Origin of the sequence: Hymenobacter edaphi (assembly GCF_003258365.1) — a bacterium.
GTDB lineage: Bacteria > Bacteroidota > Bacteroidia > Cytophagales > Hymenobacteraceae > Solirubrum > Solirubrum edaphi.
Genome location: NZ_QHKM01000004.1, coordinates 340,311 through 361,519, shown reverse-complemented (window position 1 = coordinate 361,519; position 21,209 = coordinate 340,311). Strand labels below are relative to the sequence as shown.

General features: G+C 66.7%; 18 protein-coding genes and 1 tRNA gene. 13 read left to right on the top strand and 6 right to left on the bottom strand.

The genetic code is table 11. The features are described 5' to 3' along the window. Window positions 1-44 precede the first annotated feature (44 nt). From DLM85_RS14795 to DLM85_RS14780, 4 genes are all read left to right on the top strand, one after another. A complete protein-coding gene (locus DLM85_RS14795) occupies window positions 45-731 on the top strand; it encodes a hypothetical protein (RefSeq protein WP_111478884.1) in 687 nt (228 codons plus the stop codon). A 382-nt stretch (window positions 732-1,113) separates the two neighbouring features. Further along, window positions 1,114-2,064 (top strand): T9SS type A sorting domain-containing protein, encoded by a 951-nt coding sequence (locus tag DLM85_RS14790; protein WP_111478883.1) that lies wholly within the window; start codon window positions 1,114-1,116, stop codon window positions 2,062-2,064. 230 nt (window positions 2,065-2,294) lie between these two features. Next, window positions 2,295-2,915: a hypothetical protein gene (locus tag DLM85_RS14785; RefSeq protein WP_111478882.1), complete on the top strand. Its 621-nt coding sequence runs from the start codon at window positions 2,295-2,297 to the stop codon at window positions 2,913-2,915. Between the two features lie 165 nt (window positions 2,916-3,080). Next, complete coding sequence (locus tag DLM85_RS14780) at window positions 3,081-5,420, top strand: GAF domain-containing protein (protein WP_111478881.1); 2,340 nt, start codon at window positions 3,081-3,083, stop codon at window positions 5,418-5,420. Between the two features lie 116 nt (window positions 5,421-5,536). Here DLM85_RS14780 and DLM85_RS14775 read toward each other — a convergent pair whose 3' ends face one another. The 3 genes from DLM85_RS14775 to DLM85_RS14765 all read right to left on the bottom strand — a co-directional run bounded on the left by DLM85_RS14775 (window position 5,537) and on the right by DLM85_RS14765 (window position 7,421). Next, entirely contained in the window at window positions 5,537-6,217 is a 681-nt protein-coding gene (locus DLM85_RS14775; protein ID WP_165822148.1) for a phosphatase PAP2 family protein, read from the bottom strand. A gap of 232 nt (window positions 6,218-6,449) precedes the next feature. Further along, window positions 6,450-6,531: transfer RNA gene (locus DLM85_RS14770), tRNA-Leu, on the bottom strand. Between the two features lie 173 nt (window positions 6,532-6,704). Continuing rightward, entirely contained in the window at window positions 6,705-7,421 is a 717-nt protein-coding gene (locus DLM85_RS14765) for a phosphatase PAP2 family protein (protein ID WP_111478879.1), read from the bottom strand. Window positions 7,422-7,523: 102 nt separating this feature from the next. On the opposite strand from DLM85_RS14765, the gene DLM85_RS14760 reads away from it, so the two are divergent. The 3 genes from DLM85_RS14760 (at window position 7,524) to DLM85_RS14750 (ending at window position 12,111) form a co-directional block, all read left to right on the top strand. Further along, the gene (locus DLM85_RS14760) at window positions 7,524-8,174 is read left to right on the top strand and encodes a class I SAM-dependent methyltransferase (RefSeq protein WP_111478878.1); all 651 of its coding nucleotides are present in this window, start codon (window positions 7,524-7,526) and stop codon (window positions 8,172-8,174) included. Window positions 8,175-8,514: 340 nt separating this feature from the next. Continuing rightward, window positions 8,515-10,401 carry a M61 family metallopeptidase gene (locus tag DLM85_RS14755; RefSeq protein WP_111478877.1) on the top strand — a complete coding sequence of 629 codons (1,887 nt, stop codon included), beginning with the start codon at window positions 8,515-8,517 and terminating at the stop codon, window positions 10,399-10,401. Between the two features lie 459 nt (window positions 10,402-10,860). Next, a complete protein-coding gene (locus DLM85_RS14750; protein ID WP_111478876.1) occupies window positions 10,861-12,111 on the top strand; it encodes an MFS transporter in 1,251 nt (416 codons plus the stop codon). Here the strand turns inward: DLM85_RS14750 and DLM85_RS14745 are convergent. After that, on the bottom strand, window positions 12,062-12,721 hold the full coding sequence (locus DLM85_RS14745; protein ID WP_111478875.1) for a hypothetical protein: 660 nt from the start codon (window positions 12,719-12,721) through the stop codon (window positions 12,062-12,064). The two genes, DLM85_RS14750 and DLM85_RS14745, sit on opposite strands and share 50 nt — an antisense overlap. Before the next feature lie 84 nt (window positions 12,722-12,805). After that, window positions 12,806-13,543: a Bax inhibitor-1/YccA family protein gene (locus DLM85_RS14740; RefSeq protein WP_111478874.1), complete on the bottom strand. Its 738-nt coding sequence runs from the start codon at window positions 13,541-13,543 to the stop codon at window positions 12,806-12,808. A 126-nt stretch (window positions 13,544-13,669) separates the two neighbouring features. Between DLM85_RS14740 and DLM85_RS14735 the strand changes: the two genes are divergently transcribed. Beyond that, window positions 13,670-14,698: an MBL fold metallo-hydrolase gene (locus tag DLM85_RS14735; RefSeq protein ID WP_111478873.1), complete on the top strand. Its 1,029-nt coding sequence runs from the start codon at window positions 13,670-13,672 to the stop codon at window positions 14,696-14,698. Window positions 14,699-14,797: 99 nt separating this feature from the next. Beyond that, the gene (locus DLM85_RS14730) at window positions 14,798-15,295 is read left to right on the top strand and encodes a YciE/YciF ferroxidase family protein (protein ID WP_111478872.1); all 498 of its coding nucleotides are present in this window, start codon (window positions 14,798-14,800) and stop codon (window positions 15,293-15,295) included. Between the two features lie 268 nt (window positions 15,296-15,563). On the opposite strand, the gene DLM85_RS14725 is transcribed toward DLM85_RS14730, so the two are convergent. Next, entirely contained in the window at window positions 15,564-15,818 is a 255-nt protein-coding gene (locus DLM85_RS14725; protein ID WP_111478871.1) for a hypothetical protein, read from the bottom strand. A gap of 163 nt (window positions 15,819-15,981) precedes the next feature. Between DLM85_RS14725 and DLM85_RS14715 the strand changes: the two genes are divergently transcribed. The 4 genes from DLM85_RS14715 (at window position 15,982) to DLM85_RS14700 (ending at window position 21,118) form a co-directional block, all read left to right on the top strand. Further along, the gene (locus DLM85_RS14715) at window positions 15,982-17,043 is read left to right on the top strand and encodes an NAD(P)H-dependent flavin oxidoreductase (RefSeq protein ID WP_111478869.1); all 1,062 of its coding nucleotides are present in this window, start codon (window positions 15,982-15,984) and stop codon (window positions 17,041-17,043) included. A 70-nt stretch (window positions 17,044-17,113) separates the two neighbouring features. Further along, a complete protein-coding gene (locus tag DLM85_RS14710; RefSeq protein ID WP_111478868.1) occupies window positions 17,114-18,616 on the top strand; it encodes a sodium:solute symporter in 1,503 nt (500 codons plus the stop codon). A gap of 44 nt (window positions 18,617-18,660) precedes the next feature. Further along, window positions 18,661-19,143 (top strand): energy transducer TonB, encoded by a 483-nt coding sequence (locus DLM85_RS14705; RefSeq protein ID WP_133257071.1) that lies wholly within the window; start codon window positions 18,661-18,663, stop codon window positions 19,141-19,143. A 142-nt stretch (window positions 19,144-19,285) separates the two neighbouring features. Further along, window positions 19,286-21,118: an ABC transporter ATP-binding protein gene (locus DLM85_RS14700; RefSeq protein ID WP_111478866.1), complete on the top strand. Its 1,833-nt coding sequence runs from the start codon at window positions 19,286-19,288 to the stop codon at window positions 21,116-21,118. Window positions 21,119-21,209: the final 91 nt, after the last annotated feature.

Genomic DNA, 21,209 nt, shown 5'->3' with positions numbered 1-21,209 from the left:
TTACCCACCTTGGTTTTTTTGCCGCCGCCTAGCCTTGCCCCGCCATGACGCTTCCATTCCGCTTTGCGCTTGCCCTTGCCACGCTAACGCTGTTGCTGCCCGGCTGCAAATCTGCCGACCGGGTGATGTTTCAACCCTCGCCGGCCGCCCTGACGGAGCGGCTGCCTTCGCTGGAAATTGCCGTCGAGAACGGGCCGCTGGACACCTCTGCCGGCGCCCTGCCCGACGACCCGCAGCGGTTGTTTGAGCGGGAAGTGCGCATGAACCTGAGCGACCCGGAGGACACGCTGCGCTTCGGCACGGCGCAGCTGCAGGTGGTGGATTGCAGCACCAAGCGCACCGGCCGGGTGCTGCAGGGCCTGCAGATGCTCACCTTCATGCTGCCCTCGCTGCTGGGCGTGCCGCTGGAGTGGTACGAAACCGACCTGAAGGCCGCCGTGCAGATTGTCAGTGCCCAGGGCGACACCCTGGCCACCTACACCGGCCGCGGCCAGTCGCGCGTGCGGGTGGCGGTGTACCACGGCTACTCCCAGACCCAGGCCCACCGCGTGGCCGACCTGGCCGCCCTGCGCGAGGCGCTGGCCCAGATCAAGCTGCAGCTCGACAACGACTCGGGCCGCCTGCGCGGAGCCCTGCTCACGGCCGGCCCGCTGCGGCGCGGGTCGGGCCAGTCGACCGGCAGCCTGCCCGTGCCCGCCGCCGACGCGCAGGCCCGCACCGCGGCCCGCTAAGCCCGCACCGCCCAACCTTACCTTTTCTGCCTCGCTCCCGCCCCTCCTACCGCTGCCCTGCGTGCAGCCTGCCTTGTCCCCAACGCCACCGTCGCCCGGCGCCCTGTTGGGCGCCGGGCCCGTTTCGGGCCGGGCCGCCCCGTTACTTTCCGGTGGCCGCAGCCTCTGCGCCGCGCAGTCGTTACCCCGTTGTGGTCGGGGCCGATTCCGGCTGCGGATCAGCATACTGGCCGTGCGGTGCTGGGCCCGGTGCCGGGGCAGTACCAACCCGGTGAACCATTTCTGAGTGGCGAATAAATTTTCCGCGCTGCCGTTAAACTCCCTCCCGGCCCCGGCCTCTATGTGAGCAGAAAACGGCAATCATTTTTTCCCTCGCATAAGCATGAAAACTTCTTCCTGGTTGAAGGCTCTGGCCTTCGCGGCGGCCATTCTCCCCGCTTCCACCACCGTTAGCCTGGCGCAGGCAGGCACCAGTGAGCAGCTGAAGCGCGCCGGTTTCGCCCATCAAGGCCCCGGTCGTCATCAGGGCAACGGCGAAGTGCGGGCCTACGTCGAGCAGAATGTGCTGCCGGTGGTGCGCGAGCAGCGCCAGAAGCTGGAGGCCCAGCTCTCGGCGGCCGACCGAGCCCAGCTCAGCACCTACCGCGCCCAGCTGAAGGCCCTGCGCGAGCAAGGCAAGGCGCTGCATCAGGCGCTGCGCCCGGCCGACGGCGCCACGCCCGGCCAGCGCCCGGCCCCCACCGAGGCCCAGCGCCAGCAGCTGCAGCAGCTGCACGCCGAGCAGCGCACCATCATGCAGAGCGTGGGCCAGCTGGCGACCAAGTACGAAGCGCAGCTCAAGCAAATCAAAGCCGACGTGCAGCCCCAGCGCGAGAAGTGGGAAGCCGACATCACGGCGCTGGTGCAGAAAAACCTCACGCCCGAGCAGCAGCAGCACCTGGTGCAGCGCAAAGAAGCCGGCAAGGAGCACGGCGGCCGGCGCGGCCACCACGGCGGCATGAAGCTGAAGTTCTTCGGGCCCACCCGTTTTCTGCTGATGGACCCGAACGCGCCGGCCGCGGCCGAAACCGCCACGCGCGGCGCCCAGGCCGCCATGTACCCCAACCCCGCCACTACCACCCAGCGCCTCGACTACGAGGTGAAAAAGGACGGCAACGTGAAGGTGGAGCTGCTGGACGAGCGCGGCAAAACCCTGCGCACCGTGTTCGACGGCAAGCAGGAAAAGGGCAGCCACTCGCTCGACGTGAACCTGGCCGACCTCAACCGCGGCACTTACTACTACAAAATCACCGGCAAGGGCGGCACCGAAACCCGCCGCTTCGTGAAGGAATAAAAGGCCTCGGATGCAGCCGGATTCGATGGATTCCGCGGGTTTCGGGAATGATTAAGCGGGTGGTGCCACGGCTGGGAGCCGTGGCACCACTTTTTTTAAGCCTCCGATCCGGCCGCGGGCCGACGGCTTTGCGGCCGGAGTACCCCTATTTTTACGGCCCGTTCGTTACGCTTCGGTGTCGCCTGCCGCGTGGCGGGCCCGCCGGGCGGGCGGCAACCCGCGTCTTCCTCATGAAATTCCTTTCCTCCGTGCTGCTTCGGTCCGTGCTGTTTTCGCTGCTGGGCGCCGCTTTGTTTGCCGGCTGCTGCGGCTCGGTGGCCTGCAACTGCCAGAACTACCGCGCCGACGCGCTGCTGTTTAACTTCAAGCCCGGCAGCTTCACCGCCGCCCAGATCGATACGGTGCTGCTGGTGCGCTCCGTGTACCCGCGCGACTCCGTCATCCGCACCGGCACCGGCTCCACGGCCACCGTCACGTATGCCAAGGGCGACACGGCCACCATCGTGCGCGAGCGGACTACGGTGTTCACCAACCCCATCGTGCTCGACAACGCCGAGCCGTTTGCCACCGTCAACGGCCGCAAGCTCGGCGACTCCACCGCCGCCAAGTCGTACCGCTACACCATCCTCGTGCGCGAGCCGGCGCGCCGCGGCCCGGTGCTGGCGCGCTACTACATCGGGCGCGTGCAGCTGCGCGGGCAGTACGAGGCCGATGGCTGCTGCAGCTGCTACCGCAATGAAGACAAGCAATTCACCCTTAGCTCGTTCGCCAACGGCTCCCGGCGCGACACGCTCGTCGATGCGCACGTAGCCCCCGGCGCCGAGCCGCGGGTGACCATCCTGCGCCGCTAAGCGGGAGCGGGCCTACCCGGGCTATTGCGGGCCGGGCGCTGCCTTCCCGAGGTTAAGCCGGCGTTATGCCGCTGCCGGTGCCGCCGCGGGCCACGTCCGCCGGGCGGGCGGCTGCGTATATGGCGGTAGCCGCGCCGATGCTGCCCCGGCCGCTTTCCTTTCCGTATGCCCCGCCCCTCCGACGTTGTTCCGGCGCCCGCCGCTTCTGCCTTTTTCTTCCAGACCACGCTGAGCCTGGAGCCCATCATTGCGTGGTGGCAGGCCCGCACCGACGACCCCAACCCCGGCGTGTCCTTGCTGGCCCGCGGCATTCTGCGCGAGGTGGAGCTGGCCCCCGAGCTGCGCGGCCCCCTCACCGACCCGGCCGTGCTCAACGCCCACCAGCCCCTGGTGCAGGCCCTGATGGTGGCCGTGTTTCCGCCCGCCTCCTTCGACAAAGACATCAGCGGCGCCATTCCGCCCTTTCAGCGCTTCAGCTTCTACCACACGCCGCGCTTCGCGGAGGTGCTGCTGGCCCCCGACAAGCGCGTGAAGCAGCCGCTCAACATCGACGCGGCTACCATGGAGCGCCACATGGTGCACATGGTCTACGCCCAGATTCTGGAAAAGCTCTACGGCGAGGATTTGCCCGACCACTACGGCAGCATCATCTTCACCGTGCCCGACTACAGCATTGGCCTCTACCGCCACTACAGCGTGGCCTTCAACTCCGCGTTTCTGGACGTGAAAGTGGTGGGCGACAAGCCCGAGCTGAGCCCCGAGGACCTGGAGCAGCTGCGCCGCAACCCCTACGACGTGGCCCTGTGGCGCCAGCTGCTGCCGCCCGAAAACTTCGCCCTCGAAGGCTTCAACATCCTGAACCTGAGCGACGTCACCAATCAGGAAATTCTCTCGGAGCTGAAGTACGACCTGCTGGAGCGCGACGTGCTGCAGGCCTCCGACCGACTGGAGCAGATTCAGGAAAAGCTGCGCGTGCTCTTCGGGCGGCCCTTCCTGCAGCTCGGTATTGCGGCCTACGACGAGAAGAAAAAGGCCTTCGTGGACTTCGGGCGCAAGATCAACCACTCGTTCCTGATGAAGCAGCTGCAGCGCCAGGACGCCAACTCCGGCTTCCGGCGCATCTACGCCCAGGTGACGCAGGAGCGCCGCCCGCTGGTGCTCGAAGACGTGGCCACGGCCGACATTCCGGAGGATCTGCGCGAGCAGCTCACCAGCATCGGCATCCGCTCGGCCATCCTGGCGCTGCTGCCCTACGGCGACGACGCGGTGGGCCTGCTGGAGCTGGGTTCGCCCAACCCCGGCGACCTGGACGAGTTTGCGCTGGACAAAGTGACGGCCTTTCTGCCGCTCTTCGCGGTGGCGGTGAAGCGCAACGCCGAGGAAATCCAGACCCGCGTGCAGGCCATCGTCAAGGAGAAGTTCACCGCCATCCACCCCAGCATGGAGTGGCGCTTCACCGACGCGGCCCTGAACCTGCTCGAAAAGCTCGAGGACGGCAACAAAAACGCCGAAATGGAGCCCATCGTGTTCCAGGACGTGTACCCGCTCTACGGCTCGTCGGACGTGCGTGGCAGCAGCACAGCCCGCAACGAGGCCATTCAGGGCGACCTGATCGAGCACCTCACGCTGGCCAACCGCGTGCTCAAGAAAGCCACCGAGTTTCAGGCCCTGCCTATCCTGGACGAGCTGAAATTCTACGTGACCAAGAACCTGAAGCGGCTGCGCCAGGGCATTTTGTCGGGCGACGAGGTGAGCATTCTGGAGTCCATCAAGAGCGAGGTCGAGCCGCTGTTTGAGTACCTGGCCCAGCACACGCCCGAGCTGCGGCCGGTCATCAGCGAATATTGGTCGAACATCGACCCCGAGCTGGGCATTCTGTACAAGCGCCGCAAGGCCTTTGAGCAGAGCATCACCCAAATCAACGACGCGGTGAGCGACTACCTCGACGAAGAGGACCGCCGTGCCCAGCAGATGTTTCCGCACTACTTCCAGCGCTTCAAAACCGACGGCGTGGAGTACAACATCTACGTGGGCGCCTCGCTGGTGCACGACAAAACCTTCGACCTCATCTTCCTGAAGAACCTGCGCCTGTGGCAACTGCTGGTGAGCTGCGAAATCACCCGCCTCACCCACCGCCTCAAGGCCACGCTGCCCGTCCCGCTGGATACCACCCAGCTGGTGCTTATCCACTCGCAGGCCCTGAGCATCCGCTTCCGCATGGACGAGCGGCAGTTCGACGTGGACGGGGCCTACAACATCCGCTACGAAATCATCAAGAAGCGCGTGGACAAGGCCACCGTGGCCGGCACCGGCGAGCGGCTCACTCAGCCCGGCCACATTGCACTGGTGTACGCCCAGGCCCGCGAAGCCGCCGAGTACCGCGAATACGTGGACTACCTGCAGGACCGTGGCCTGCTCGAACCCGGCCAGGAAGAGCTGGAACTGGAGGAATTGCAGGGCGTGAAGGGCCTGCAGGCCATTCGGGTGAAGGTGAAGCTGGACTAGGAGCTAGGAGCTAGGAGCTAGGAGCTAGGAGCTAGGAGCTAGGAGCTAGGAGCGTATGGCTTCGTGGTTCCCGGGTTACGGATTCGCACAACATTCTAGCTCCTTGCTCCCAGCTTCTAGCTTCTGACGTCTTGCCCCATGCGGCGCAGGCGGCGGCGCACGGCGGCCTGCACCAGCACCACCCAAGCCACGCCCGCCGCGAAGCCGGCCAGCACGTCGGTGGCGTAGTGCACGTGGAGGTAGATGCGCGTGAGGCCGATAAACAGCGCCCAAATGACCAGCAGCACGGCCCAGAACGGGTGCCGGCCGTGGCGCCAGAGCTGCCAGGCCAGCATGCCGTACAGGGCCAGTCCAATCATGGAGTGGCCGCTGGGAAAGCTCAGCCCGGGCTGATAGATCAAGGCCGTGAGGGGGCGGACGCGCCCGAAGAAGTGCTTCAGCAGCTGGTTGAGCAGGGCCGAGCCGGCAATGGCCGCGAAGATTTCCACGGCCTCGCGGCGCCGCTTCAGGCCCCACCACAGCAGGGCGGGCAGTGCCACGGCCGCCACGACAAACCAGCGCGCCGAGCCGAAAAACGTAACCCGCAGAGCCCACTGCGTGAGGCCCGGCGTGGCGGCGCGCAGCCGGTCCATCAGGTCGAAGGCGGCCTGATCGAATTGCTCGGGGCCGGCCACGAATACCAGGCGCGTGAGGTACAGGAAGACGAGAAAGGAACCGACGAAGGCACCGCCCAATACCAGCACTTCGGCCGTGAGCTGACCGGTAAGACGGAGCAGAAATTGGGCAAGGCGGTTCATAGGCGGCTTTGACTTACGGCAAAACCCGCCCGACGATGCAAGGGGCCGCATGGCGCCACGGCTTTCGGAGTCATGGCGCCATTACGCTTAAGCTGCCAGTGGCCTCCCACGCCTGCCTTGCGCATACGGTGCGGGGTAAACGCAGTGGTGCCACGACTTTCGGAGTCGTGGCACCACTGCAAAACGCGTAAAAAAGCGAAAACCGGCCCTTTCGGAACCGGTTTTCGGCTTGTGCGGTCGGAGAGACTCGAACTCTCACACCTTTCGGAACTGCCGCCTGAAGACAGCGCGTCTACCAATTTCGCCACAACCGCAGCTTTTAAAAATTCACCGTTGTTGGTAGCTCAGCGGCGAATTGTGATACAAAAGTAGAGGCACTGCGGGCAGTTGTCAAGCACCAGCGCAAAGATTTTTCATTCAAAGCCGCTTCTGCGCTGACTATCAGCGAAAAAATTTTCACTAACAAAACACGCTTGCACTATTTCGGCTACTCCACGGGCAGCACACTGTCGGTGGTGGCGGTGCGCACGCGGCGCTTGATGGCGTGCTCCAGGCGGTTGAGCAGCGGAATGGCAATCAGCAGCCACAGCGTGCCGGCCGCGAAGCCCGCCAGCACGTCGGAGGCGTAGTGCACGCGCAGGTACACGCGGGTCAGGCCGATGAGCAGGATGAGCGCGGTGATGAGCAGGGTGAGCAGCCAGCGCAGGGAACGGTTGGCGACGTGGCGCCAGGTGAGGTAGATGAGCAGGCCGTAGAACGAGGCCGAAATCATGGCGTGGCCACTGGGAAAGCTCAGGCCCGAGGCCGAGGTAAGCGGCAGCAGCGGGCGCGGGCGGTGGTAGAAGTTCTTGAGCAGCAGGTTCAGGGTGATGCTGCCCAGGGCCACCACTGGCACTTTCAGCGAGTACCAGCGGTGCTGCCGGATGACGAGGAAGTAGCCGATAACCGACAGCGCGGCCACGATGATGAAGTTGCGCGAGGCCAGAAAGGTGATAAAGTCGACCCAGCGGCGGTTGGCCTCGCCCAGGAACGCGTGCGACCAGGTGAAGGCGCTTTCGTCGAAGCTCAGCTGCCCGTCGCCGAGCACCTGCCGGCCCAGCAGCAGGAACAGCACCACCCCGGCGGTGCCCACGGCCAGGATCAGGGCAAATTCGGTGGCAAACAGGGCGAGGCCGGCGAGCAGGCGGCGGAGCGTGGTGGTCATGCGCAGCGAAAAGCGGTGACGGGTAGCTGAAACAACGCAAAGCCGCCCCGGAAAGATACTCCGGCGCCCCGGGCCGCGTATGTTCGGGCAGCTTTGCGCCCCATGCCTACGTCCGTTCCCGATTTCGATTCCGTCGCTGCTTTCTACGACCCGCTGGCCCGGCTGGTGTTCGGGCCCACGCTGCTGCGGGCCCAGCGCGCGGCCCTGCAGGCGGGCCTGCCCGCGGCTGGGGCCGCGCCGCGGGTGCTCTTCATCGGCGGCGGCACGGGGCGGGTGCTGCCCGAGCTGCTGGCCGCCCGCCCCGACGCGCAGGTGCTGTACCTGGAAGCCTCGGCCCGGATGCTGCGGCAGGCAGCAGAACTGCTGCAGCGCCGGCCCGAAGCGGCGGGGCAGGTGAGCTTCCGCCACGGCACCGAAGCGGCCCTGCTGCCCGCCGAGCAGTTCGACGTCATCGTCGCGTTTTTCCTCTTCGACCTGTTTCCGCCGGCCGAGCTGGCCGCCCTGCTGGCCCGCCTGCACTGCCACGCGCACGGCGGTACCCGCTGGCTGGTGGCCGATTTTGCCCCGCCCCGGCGCGGCTGGCAGCGCGGGCTGCAGTGGCTGATGTACCGCTTTTTCGGGCTGACCTCGGGCGTGCGCGGCCGGCAGCTGCCGGACATAGCCGGCGCCCTCGGGCAGCTGGGGCTACGGCCGGTGTGGGAGCAGCACTGGGCCGATGGGCTGGTGCAGGCCGGGGTGTGGGCGCGGTCGTAGTACCGCTCAAAGCGGTACTACGACTATCGTTGAACGGCCCGCATGACTATCGTTGAACGGCCCGTTTGGCACCGGGCACCCGGCAGCGGCGGGCAATCCGGCGGCGCTACGCCTGTGGTCGAACCACCAGCGCGGCGGCCGGCTACGTCGCCCTCCCGGCCCGTGGTTCGACGATAAGGCAACGCCCGGCCGGATGTGCCGGGCAACGTGGCCCGGCAACAATAGTGGTCCTACGACTTTGGCGGCGTAGGGACCACGCCGGACTGCAACGACCCGGCCGGTTTCGGTGTCTGCTGGCGGGCGCGTACTTTCGGGCCCTTTCCCCGCTGATTTTTCCCGTATGCCTTCTTCTTCCGCCGCCCGGCTGCTGCTGGGCCTGGGCCTGCTGGCCGCGCCGCTGACCGTTTCGGCCCAGCAGACTGCCGCGCCCGTCCAGTACCGCATCACGTTCCCCAACGCCGTGCACCACGAGGCGCAGGTGGTGGCCGAGTTCCGCCAGGTGCCCGCGGGCCAGCCGCTGCACGTGCGCATGGCCCGCTCCTCGCCCGGCCGCTACGCCCTGCACGAATTTGCCAAGAACGTGTACGACGTGAAGGCCACCGATGCCCAGGGCCGCCCGCTGCCCCTCACCCACCCCGACCCCTACGGCTGGGACGTGACGCCCGGCCCCGACGGCACCGTGCGCCTGAGCTACACGCTCTACGGCGACCGGACCGACGGCACCTACGCCGGCATCGACGCGCAGCACGCCCACCTGAACATCCCGGCCACCTTCGCCTACGCCCGCGGGCTGGAGCAGCGGCCCATTCGGGTAACGTTTGAGCAGCTGCCGGCCGAGTGGAAAGTGGCCACCCAGCTGCTGCCGGTGCAGCTCAACGGGGCGGCGGTGCCGGGCCAGTACGAGGCACCGCACCTGCAGTATTTCATGGATTCGCCCACCTCGCTGGGGGCCCAGCAGGTGCGCAGCTGGCAGGAAGCCGGCCAGCAGATCGAGCTGCAGGTGCTGCACCGGGGCTCGGAAGCCGACCTGGACCGCTACGCCGAGCTGACCAAGAAAGTGGTGACGGAGGCCCGGGCGGTGTTCGGCGAGCTGCCCAGCTACGACTTCGGCCGCTACACCTTCGTGGCCAACTACCTGCCCCAGGCCAGCGGCGACGGGATGGAGCACCGCAACTCCACCTCCGTCACCAGCCCGCGCCCCATCAGCGGCCCCTCGGCCCTCGACAACCTGGGCACCGTGTCGCACGAGTTTTTCCACAGCTGGAACGTGGAGCGCCTGCGCCCGCGCGACCTGGAGCCCTTCGACTTCGAGCGGGCCAACATGAGCGACATGCTCTGGTTTGCGGAGGGCTTCACGCAGTACTACGGCGAGCTGGTAATGCGCCGCTCCGGCGCCTACGCCACCGACCAGCAGTACTGCGAGGAGGCGCTGACGGGCCTGGTCAACGCCATGGAGGCGCCCGGGGCCAGGCGCTACGGGGCCATCTACATGAGCCAGCAGGCGCCGTTCGTGGACGCGGCCAAGTCCATCGACCCCTCGAACCGGGCCAACACCTACCAGTCGTACTACCCCCTGGGCGGGGCCAACGCCCTGGCCCTGGACCTGACCCTGCGCCAGCGCTACCGCACCACCCTCGACCAGTACATGCGCCTGGTGTGGCAGCAGCACGGCCAGCCGCAGCAGAACTACGCCCCGGGTCGGCCCTACACCGTGCCCGATCTGCAGCGCCTGCTCGGCCAGGTGAGCGGCGACACGGCCTTTGCCGGGCAGTTTTTTCGCCAGCACATTTACTCGGCCGCCGCGCCCCACGACTACGCCAAGCTGCTGGCGCCGGCCGGCCTGCTGGTGCGCCCGGTGCGGCCCACGGAGGCCAGCCTCGGCCTGCCCGGGCAGCTTGGCTTCAATAACGGCCGCTTCGTCATCACCTTCAACACCCAGACGGGCACCCCGCTCTACCAGGCCGGCCTCGACCGCGACGACGAAATTCTGCGCTTCGACGGCAAGGAGCTGAAAAAGGAAGCCGATCTGGCCAAGGCGCTGAAAAAGCACAAGGTGGGCGACACGGCGGCGCTGGAAATCCGCTCGCGCGGGCAGGTGCGCACCGTGCAGGTGCCGCTTACGGCCTCATCGGTGCTGGAAGTGCTGACGCTGGAAAAAGCCGGGCAGCAGCCCACGGCCGAGCAGCTGGCCTTCCGCACGGCCTGGCTGGGCACGCAGGTGAAGTAAGGGCCGCCCGCCGCCTTCCGGCACAGGTGCCAGTGGTTTGCCCCGCGGGCGACAAGGCCCTGGCACCTGTGCCGGGCCCCTTGCGCGCGGGCGGAACCCATCGGGCCCCTGTGCCGGCCTCCTTCCGCGCGGGCGGAACCCTTTGGGCACCTGTGCCAGATGCTTGCCGCCCGCGCGGAAGGGCCCTGGCACCTGTGCCGGTGGCTGCAATTGGTGCCGCGGGCTGAGCGCAACCGGTTGGGGCAGCTTGCCCCGCAAGCGAAAGGGGACTGCAACCGGTTGTAATCCCCTTCCGCTCGCGGGCAAAGGCATTGCAACCGGTTGCAACAGGCTTCCGCGCGTGGGCAGGGGCACCGCAACCGGTTGTAACCGCCTTCCGCTCCCGGGGCGAGGCACTGCAACCGGTTGCGGTGCCCGGCCGACCGGCTTTTGCGTACTTACCGCCTCACCCGCCGCCCCATGCCCCCACCCGACCGCCGCCTCTGGCTGCTGTACGCCATCATCCTGCTCGACGTGATAGTGGGCGCGGCCACCGGGCCCATCGTGCCGGAGTTTGTGCGGGGGCTGCCGCGGCCGCAGCTGTGGCTGGCGCTGGGCACCGGGCTGTTTCTGGGGGTGCAGCTGGTGGCCGCGCCGCTGCTGGGCAAGCTCTCCGACGGCTACGGGCGCCGGCCCATCCTCATCGTGTCGGCCATCGGCACCTTGCTGGCCAATGGGCTGCTGCTGCCGGTGCGGGCGGGGCTGTACTTCGTCAACCGCCTCAGCGACGGGCTCACCAACGGCATGTACGCCACCGTGCGCTCGGCCATTACCGACTTGTCGCCGCCCGAGCGGCTGTTTCGCAACCTCGGCATCGAGGGCGCCATCATCTCGCTGGGCTTCGTGCTCGGGCCCATGGCCGGCGGCCTGCTGCTGATGCTGTACGACTTCACCCCGCCGCAACAGGCCCGCGCCGTGGTGGGGCTGGCCGTGGTGCTGGCCGCGCTCAACATCGGCCTGAGCCTGCTCATGCGCGAAACCCACGCCCAGCGCACCGGCCTGAGCCGCCGGGAGCTGCGCCGCACCGTGGCCGAGGCGCTGAACGTGCCCCAGCTCTGGCGGCGCCTGCAGGCCAAGGGCCGGGAACACCCCGGCCTGCTGCCGCTGGTGCTGACGCAGGTGCTCTTTACGCTCAGCATCGGCTACTACTCCTACTTCGTGCCCTACGCCAGCCTGGGCGCGCTGCGCATGGATGCCCGCGCCCTTTCGCTGTTTTTCATCTTCTTCGGCACGCTCAGCATTGCCATCAACTACGGCTTCTTCACCTTCCTGGCCGATGGCCTCGACCAGCGCCGCGCCATCCGCTGGCTGGCCTTGTGCGGCGTGCCGGTGCTCGTGACCTACGGCCTGGTGGGCAGCTCGCGCACCGCCCTGTTCGCCACCGTCGCCGTCGACTGCCTCACCCTCTCGCTCATCCCCGGCCTGCTCGACGGGCTCATCGCCCAGCACATCTCCGAGCAGGACCGCGGCGAGGTGTTCGGGCTGAACCAGGCCGTGCAGGGCGTGGCCAGCATCGCCTCCACCGTGGTGTACGGGGCCCTGTCGGTGCTGGATCTGCGGCTGCCGTGGGCGTGGTTTGCCTTGTGCCTGGCGGGCGTGGCGGTGGTGGCGTGGCGCGCCGTTAGTAGCGCCCGAAGTACAGCCGCAGCGCCACCCACGCCACCAAACTGACCACGCCCAGCGCCACGATGCGCAGCCCGTGCACCCGCTCCTGGGCCGAAAAAGCGGGCACCAGCTGGCCGTTGGTGAGGCGGCGCTGGTGCGAATAGAGGTGCCAGCCGATGGCCAGCCCCAGCAGCCCGCCCAGCAGGGCCGACACGTAGCCCAGCCACACCCAGGCGGGCTGCTTCTCGGGCGGCTTGTTCAGCTCCACGTGGCGGCGCTGCTCCAGCAGCTGCACGGTGTCGGGGCTCACGGGCTGGCCCCGCTCGCGCAGCAGGCGCTGGGCCAGCGCCACGTCGAAGCGGCTCCACTCGTCGGGGTGCACCAGCAGGTCCATCAGCTCCGCGTTGCTGAAGCTGAAGAGGTAATGCTCGGGGCCGGTGGCGGCCACCAGCTGGGCGTTGGCTTCGTCCTGCAGGGCATCGGCGCGGGCGAAGTCGGCGGGCAGCAGCTTCACCAGGAAGCTCCGGTCGTGCTCGTTGAAGGCAAAGGCCGGCTCCACGGTGGCGCGGTCTTCCTGCAGGCGGTAAGATATGTCGTGCTGCTGCAGCAGGGCCAGCAGCTCCTCGGCGGCGGCCAGGGTGGGATATTTCTGGTAGGTCTGAAAATCGGCTTCCATCGGGCGGGTAAGGGGCTGAACGCAACGAAGCGCGCCGCGGACAAGCCCGCCGGCGCGCTTCGACTAACGGAGGCAGGTGCAGGATTACTTGCGGCGGCCGAAGAAGCGCAGCAGGTAGAGGAACAGGTTCACGAAATCGAGGTAGAGCGTGAGGGCGCCCCACACGGCGGCCTTGCGGTCCACTTCCTCGTCTTCGAGGCCCACGAAGGCCAGCTCCTTGATTTTCTGGGTGTCGTAGGCGGTCAGGCCCACGAAGATGAACACGCCCAGCATAGAGGTAATCCAGTAGAGCATGCTGTTTTGCAGGAACAGGTTGACCACCGTGGCGATGATGACGCCGATAAGGGCCATCAGCAGCAGGTTGCCCCAGCGCGAGAGGTCGGTGCGCGTGAAGTAGCCGTAGGCGCTCATCACCCCGAAGGTGCCGGCCGTCACGAAGAAGGTGGAGGCAATGCTGTCGGCGGTGTACACCATGAAGATGATGCCGAGCGTGAGGCCGTTGATGACGGAGTAGGCCGCGAAGGCGCCGATGGCCTGGCTGGCCGACATGTTCATGAGCCGCGCGCCGAGGTAGCCGACGATGAACAGCTCCAGCAGCAGCAGCCCCCAGAACACCAGGCGGTTGCCGACGACCATTTCCTGCAGCTCGGGCGAAGCGCCCACCACCATGGCCACGCCGCCGGTAATGGCCAGCGCCCCGGTCATCCAGCCGTAGACCTGGGTCAGAAAGCGGGTCTGGATGGCGGCGGCTTCTTCGGCCGACAGCACGATTTGACGGGGCTGAGGCTCGTGGGCCTCCTCGTTAGGGGTAAAGTTTTCCATGAACGAAACGGTGGTGATAGAAAAGGAAACGGAAACGGCGGATCAAAACCGGGGGTAAAATAGTTGTTTGCCGCCGCAAAACCAGCCGCCGCCGGCCTACCTTTCGCGCCGATTCCGCTTCGCCTTATGCCCACTTCCCGCCGCGTCCGCAACGAGCAGCTGCCGACCATCCGCCCCCACTACCCCGGCAACCTGCTCATCGGCCGCGCGTTTGCCAACGCCGACGAGCGGCTCTACGAGCCGGCTTTTTCCGACGTCTTTCGCTGGAAGGTGCTGAGCAAAAACCCGCAGGCCGAGGCCAAAAAGCGCGACACCTGGGCCCCGGCGGTGCAGCCCTGCGCCGAGGTGCTGCGCCAGCGCCCCGAGGGCACGCTCCTCTGGCTGGGCCACGCCTCGTTCTGGCTGCGCTGGGGCGGCCGCACCTTCCTCTTCGACCCGGTGCTCTTCGATCTGCCCTTCATCAAGCGCCGCCACCCGCTGCCCTGCGCCCCCACCGACCTCACCGGCATCGACTACCTGCTGCTCAGCCACGGCCACCGCGACCATCTCGACGACGACTCCATCCGCCTGCTGGCCCGGCAAAACCCGCAGCTGCAGGTGCTCGGCCCGCTGCGGGTGGCGCAGTTGCTGAAGCGCACCGCCGGCCTGCTGCCGCCCACCCAGGAAGCGGGCTGGTGGCAGCAGTTTGACCTCGGCCCGAACGCGCCCATCGAGGTGTTTTACCTGCCCGCCGCCCACTGGCACCGCCGCGGCGTGGGCGACCTGAACACCGTGCTCTGGGGCTCGTTTCTGCTGCGCGAGAAAGAATCGGGCCGCACGCTCTACTTCGGCGGCGACTCGGCCGACGGCCCGCACTTCGCGCAGATCGAAGAGCAGTTCGGCCCCCTCGACGTGGTCTTGCTGCCCATCGGAGCCTACAAGCCGGCGTTTATGATGCAGCGCAGCCACCTGAACCCCAACGAGGCGGCCAAAGTCAGCAACCAGCTGCGCGCCGGGCACTTCATCCCGATGCACTACGGCACCTTCGATTTGTCGGACGAGCCCGCCGCCGAGCCGCTGCGCACCGTGGAGCAGGTGGCCGCCGAGGGCATGCTCAACGCCCGGCTGCACCCGCTTGCCGTGGGCGAGCCGCTCGATCTGACGGCTCTGGAGTAGGCCGAACGGGCAGCTCGTCCTTAACACCCCGCCACTTGGCGCGTAACCTGCGGCGGCGGCCGGATGTCCTGGCCGCCGCTCACTTCAACGCGTTACGCCATGCTATTTGACAAGCTCGAAACCCTGGATGATTTGCTGCTGATCTGCCTTAAGGACCTCTACAGCGCCGAACAACAATTGGTGGCGGCCCTGCCCCAAATGGCCGAGTCGGCCAAGGACGGGCGCCTGCGCCGCGGCTTCGAGCGGCACCTGCGCGAAACCGAAGAGCAAGTGAAGCGCCTGGAGCGCATCGGCAACGACCTGGACCTGAACCTGACGGGCGAAACCTGCGTGGCCATGGAAGGCCTGATCAAGGAGGGCCAGAAGCTGATGTCGGAAAACGCCACCGAGGAAGTAATGGACGCGGCCCTGATCGGGGCTTCGCAGAAAATCGAGCACTACGAAATAGCCTGCTACGGTACCGCCGCCCACTACGCCGAGCGCCTGGGCTACGCCGATGCGGCCGAGCTGCTGCGCAAGACGCTGGAGGAAGAGCAGTTCACCGACACCAAGCTCAACGAGCTGGCCAAGAACTACCTGAACAAAAAGGCCGAGTAGCTGAGCAGCGGCCATACTGGTAGTCACGGCGAGCGAAGCGCGGCACCCGCAGGAAGGCGTAGCCAATCGTTTCTCCAGGAGCACCGCCAACGCACTGCCTACGAACGAAAACAGCCCCGCCCAAATCTGCCGGTGCCAGGTTGGGGCGGGGCTGTTTTCGTCCGACTGGATTTTTGAGTTCTGCCAGCTGGGCCGTTTCTGTTACTAGCGGCAAGATTGCCTCGTCGTGCCTCCTTGCAATGACTGCGGGCTGAACCGCCGGCTTGCCCTAGCGGATCTTGCCCTGCAAATCCCAGTGGCTGTGCTTTACCTCCAACGTGTCGGGCACGCGCTTGATGGTGCGGGTATACCGTTCGCCGGCAATGGCGCCGTCGGGGCGGCGCCGGCCGAAGAAAAGAATGACCGGTTCGCCGTGCTCGTTGGTGAGGAAGGTGATGTCGTAGCCCTTGAACACGTCGTCGACGCGGGTTTTGGGCTCGTACTTTTTGCTGAGCTTTTTATCGAGGTCGGGGTGCAGGGGCATGGGGAAAAGCAGCTGGGTTCTACCTGCCAGTACGCGCGCCCCGGCCGGCGGTTCCGGCCGAGCTTGGTGCTGCCGGCTGCCCTGGGCGGCCAACTGCGCAGCGTGGCCCAACCTTTTGCCGCCGCGCCGCTTTACCTTATCGGCTACCTGATTCCGCACCTCTATGGCTGACCTGCTCGAGCGCCTGGGCATTGCGCATCCCATCATTCAGGCCCCGATGGCCGGCGTGTCGACCCCGGCTTTGGCGGCGGCCGTGGCGGAAGCCGGGGCGCTGGGCTCCGTGGCAGCGGGCTCGGCTCCGGCCGCCGCACTGGCGCAGCAGATAGCGGAAGTACGAGCCCGCACGGCGCGGCCCTTCAACGTCAACCTCTTCTGCCATCAGCAGCCCGCGCCCGATCCGGCCGGCGACGCCGCCTGGCTGGCCTACCTGCAGCCCCTCTTCGCCCAATTCGGCGCGGCGCCGCCGGCGACGCTCGCGGCGCCCTACCCCAGCTTCGGGACCAACGAGGAGCTGCTGTGCCTGCTGCTCGACGTGCGCCCGCCGGTCGTCAGCTTCCACTTCGGCCTGCCACCGGCCGGGGCGCTGGCCGCCCTGCGCGCCACCGGTGCCACGCTGCTGGCCTCGGCCACCTCCCTGGCCGAAGCCCGGCAGGCCGCGGCGGCCGGCCTCGACGCCGTGGTGGCCCAGGGCCTGGAAGCGGGCGGGCACCGCGGCATATTCTACCCCGAGCCGGGCGACGCCGGCCTGGGCACGCTGCCCCTGACGCGCCTGCTGGTGCGCGAGCTGCGCGTGCCGGTGGTGGCGGCGGGCGGCATCATGGACGGCGCCGGCATTGCGGCCGTGCGCCGGCTGGGCGCGGCGGCGGCCCAGCTCGGCACCGCCTTCGTGGCCTGTCCCGAGTCGGCGGCCGATGCGGCGTACCGGGCGCGGCTGCTGAGCCCGGACCAGCCGCCCACGGTTATCAGCAGCGTGATTTCCGGGCGGCCGGCGCGGGGCTTCCGCACCCGCCTGGTGCAGGCAGTCGACACCCCGGGGCGGCCGGCCGTAGCGGCGTACCCGCGCGCCTACGAGGCCGCCCGCGCCCTGATTGCCGCCGCCCAGGCCCGGGGCGAAGCCGACTTCGGGGTGCAGTGGGCCGGGCAGGGCGCGCCGCTGGCCCGGGCCCTGCCAGCGGCCGAGCTGGTGCGTGTCCTGGCGGCCGAGCTACAGTCGGCGGGCGGCTGAGGCGGGGCACGGCCGGGGTGCCCGCCGCGGGGGTGGCATTGCGTATCTTTGCCGCCTACTTTTCCCGCCTATGTCGCCTACCCTGGTCCTGAGCCTGATTGCCGGCTACTTCGTCATTCTCATCGTCATTGCCTTTCTGACCTCGCGCAAGGCCACCAGCGCCTCGTTTTTCGTGGCCAACCGCAACGCGCCGTGGTACATGGTGGCCTTCGCCATGATTGGCACCTCGCTCTCGGGCGTGAGCTTTATTTCGGTGCCGGGCATGGTGCACGCCCAGGCCTGGAGCTACATGGCCGTGGTCATGGGCTATTTGGTGGGCTACCTGGTCATCGGCACGGTGCTGCTGCCGCTGTACTACAAGCTCAACCTGGTCAGCATCTACACTTACCTGGAAAAGCGCTTCGGCTTCTGGAGCTACAAGACCGGGGCGGCGCTGTTTTTGATTTCCCGGGCCATCGGGGCCGCGCTGCGCCTCTACGTGGTGGCGGGCGTGCTGCAGTTTGCCGTGTTCGATCAGCTGGGCGTGCCCTTCGCCGTGACGGTGGCCGTGAGCATTCTGCTCATCTACCTCTATACCTTCCGCGGCGGCCTGAGCACCATTCTCTGGACCGACACCTTCCAGACGCTGGCCATGCTCACCTGCGTGGCCGTGAGCGTGTATCTGATTTCCGACGAGCTGAATCTGAGCTTCGGGCAGGTGGTCAGCACCATCAAGAACTCGGAAATGTCGCGGGTGTTCTTCTGGGAGTGGACGGACTCGCGCAAGTTCTGGACGCAGTTTGTGTCGGGCATTTTCATCACCATCGTGATGACCGGGCTGGACCAGGACCTGATGCAGAAAAACCTGAGCTGCCGCTCGCTGAAGGACGCGCAGAAGAACATGTTCTGGTTTGCCCTTATCCTGGTGCCGGTCAACATGCTGTTTCTCTCGCTGGGCGTGCTGCTCTACCAATACGCCGCCGCCAAGGGCATTCAGCTGCCCGTGGGGCCCACCGGCAAGATTATCGGCGACGACGTGTTTCCGATGCTGGCCACCGGGCACTTCACCCTGTTTGCGGGCATCATCTTCATCCTGGGCATCATCGCCGTCACTTACTCCTCCGCCGACTCGGCCCTGACGGCGCTGACCACCTCCTTCTGCGTCGACTTCCTCAGCATCAGCAAGTACTCGGAGGAGCGGCAGACCACGCTGCGCCACCGCACCCACCTGATGTTCACGGTGGTGCTGGTGGCCATCATCCTGGTGTTTCGGGCTCTGAACAATCAAAGCCTTATCACGGCCGTGTTCAAGGCCGCGGGCTACACCTACGGCCCGATGCTGGGCCTGTTCGCCTTCGGCATCTTCACCCGGCGCCAGCTGCTGGATAAGTACGTGCCCTACATGTGCGCCTGGCCGCCGCTGTTCTGCTACCTGCTCAACGCCAACTCCAAGCAGTGGCTGGGCGGCTACGAGTTCGGCTTCGAGATTCTGCTGGTCAACGGGCTGCTCACGTTCTGCTCGCTGCTGGCCATTTCGCGCCCGGCCGAAGTGGCGGCGGCGGTGAACCCCGCTGCCCCCGAATTGGTTAGCTAAGCCGTACCTTTGCCCGCTGGTTTTACCCCAATCCGCTCCTGCCCGTGAAATATCACTTGCTCTTCGTTCTGCTGCTGGCTACTTGCGGCTCGGCCGCCGTGGCCCAGCGCCGCCCGCCGAACGTGCGCGGCCCGGTGGTGATGCGCGCCGACCAGATGCGCCCGCAGCTCAAGCCCGGCGCCGACCGCCCCGACGTGGCCCCGGCCTACCCCGGCGGCCAGCCGGCGCTAAGCCAGTTTATTCAGGAAAACGTGAAAACCCCGCAGGCCCTGCTCGACCAGCAGAAGTCGGGCGTGGTGTTTACCAGCTTCACCGTGGGCGAGGACGGCCGCCTGACGAACGTTAAGGTCGACAAAGGCTACTCCGCCGAGTGCGACGCCGAAGCCCTGCGGGTGCTCGGCCTGATGCCGGCCTGGAAGCCGGCCACCCGCAAGGGCAAGCCCGTAGCCGTCGACGTGGCCCTGCCCGTGCCCATTGGCCACTCCGGCGAGCTAATTGTGGAGAAGGGTAAAGTAAAATTCGAATAACAGCGACGTATAGGTGAGATGGTGAACTAGTGAAATGGTGAGGTTGAGGTTCTGACAGCGCGGGAAATGCGCAGTTTGAACGACACTCACTATTTCACCATCTCACTATTTCACCAGCTAAAAGATGGCAGCCAGAAGCGGAATGAATACCAGCGGCCAGGTGGGGGCCGACGTACCCAAGGTTAAGCTCACCAAAGAAAGCTTCCAGCGCGGGCTGCGGATTTTCCGCTTCGTGCTGCCCTACAAGGCGCCGTTTATTGCCGGCCTGCTGCTGCTGCTGCTGAGCAGCGTTTCCACGATGGTGATGCCCAAGATGCTGGGCTACCTCGTCAACATTGCCAACCACCAGACGGCCACGCTGCCGGCTTACCTGCCCAAAACCATCACCGGCATTGCATTGGTGCTCTTCGGGGTAGTGCTGCTGCAGGGCGTGTTTTCCTTCGGGCGCATCTTCTTTTTCTCGCGCGTAAGCGAGTTTTCGGTGCGCGACATCCGCCGCACGCTCTACCAAAAGCTCGTCACCCTGCCGATTCCGTTCTTCGAGCAGCGCCGGGTGGGCGAAATCACCTCCCGCCTGACCTCCGACGTGGCCAACATTCAGGACACGTTTACGCTCACGCTGGCCGAGTTCATGCGCCAGATTCTGACCTTGCTGGCCGGCGTGGCTTTTATCATGTGGGAGTCGTGGCGGCTGTCGCTGTTTATGCTGGCCACGTTTCCGCCGCTGGTGCTGCTGGCCTTCCTGTTCGGGCGCAGCATCCGCAAGCTCTCCAAGCAAACCCAGGACGAGCTGGCCAAGACCAACGTCATCGTGGAGGAAACCATGCAGGGCATCAACTCGGTGAAGGCCTTTACCAGTGAGCAGCACGAGGTGCAGCGCTACGGCCTCGGCCTCGGCCGCACCGTGGACGCGGCCCTGAAAGCCAGCCTGTTCCGCGGTGGTTTCGTATCGTTTATCATCGTGGCCATCTTCGGCGGCATCTTTCTGGTGCTCTGGCGCGGCGCCACCTACGTGGAGCTGCCCGCTTCCGACCCGCGCCACCTGCCCATGGGCGACCTGGTATCGTTTATCCTCTACACCATGTTCATCGGCGCCTCGGTGGCCGGGCTGGGCGAGATGTACGGCAAGATTCAGAGCAGCCTCGGCGCCTCGGAGCGCATCCTGGAAATCCTGGACGAAGAATCGGAGCCGGTGCACCAGCCGCGGCCGGCCGGCACCGCGCCGCTCAAGGTCCGCGGCGACATCGAGTACCAGCACGTGCAGTTCCGCTACCCCACCCGCCCCGATCTGACGGTGCTCAAGGACATCAGCTTCCACATCGAGGCGGGCGAGAAGGTAGCGCTGGTCGGGCCCTCGGGCGCGGGCAAGAGCACCATCGTGCAGCTGCTGATGCTGCTCTACCCGCTCAGCGGCGGCCACATCCGCGTGGATGGCCGCGACATCAACGACCTGGATCTGACGGAGCTGCGCCAGCACATCGGCATTGTGCCGCAGGAGACGCTGCTGTTCGGCGGCACCATCCGCGAGAATATTCTTTACGGCCGCCCCGGCGCCCCCGAGGCCGACATCATCGACGCGGCCCGGCGGGCCAATGCCTGGCAGTTCATCCAGAGCTTCCCCGAGGGGCTCGAAACGGTGGTGGGTGAGCGGGGCATCAAGCTTTCGGGCGGACAGCGGCAGCGTATTGCCATTGCCCGCGCCATCCTGAAAAACCCGGCCATCCTGCTGCTCGACGAAGCCACCTCGGCCCTCGACTCCGAGAGCGAGAAGCTGGTGCAGCAGGCCATGGACGAGCTGATGCAGAACCGCACCAGCATTATCATCGCCCACCGCCTGAGCACCATCCGCAAAGTCGACAAGATTCTGGTCATCGACGGCGGGCGCATCGTGGAGCAGGGCAGCCACGACGAGCTGAGCCACGACGACAACGGGCTGTACGCCAACCTGCTCAAGCTGCAGTTTGAGCTGACGTAGGCCCGAAACGCGTTTTTTGCTCCCGCCAATAGCCAAAACGGCCCCGCAGCAGCTGCCGCGGGGCCGTTTCCGTTCATCAGGTCAGTACGTA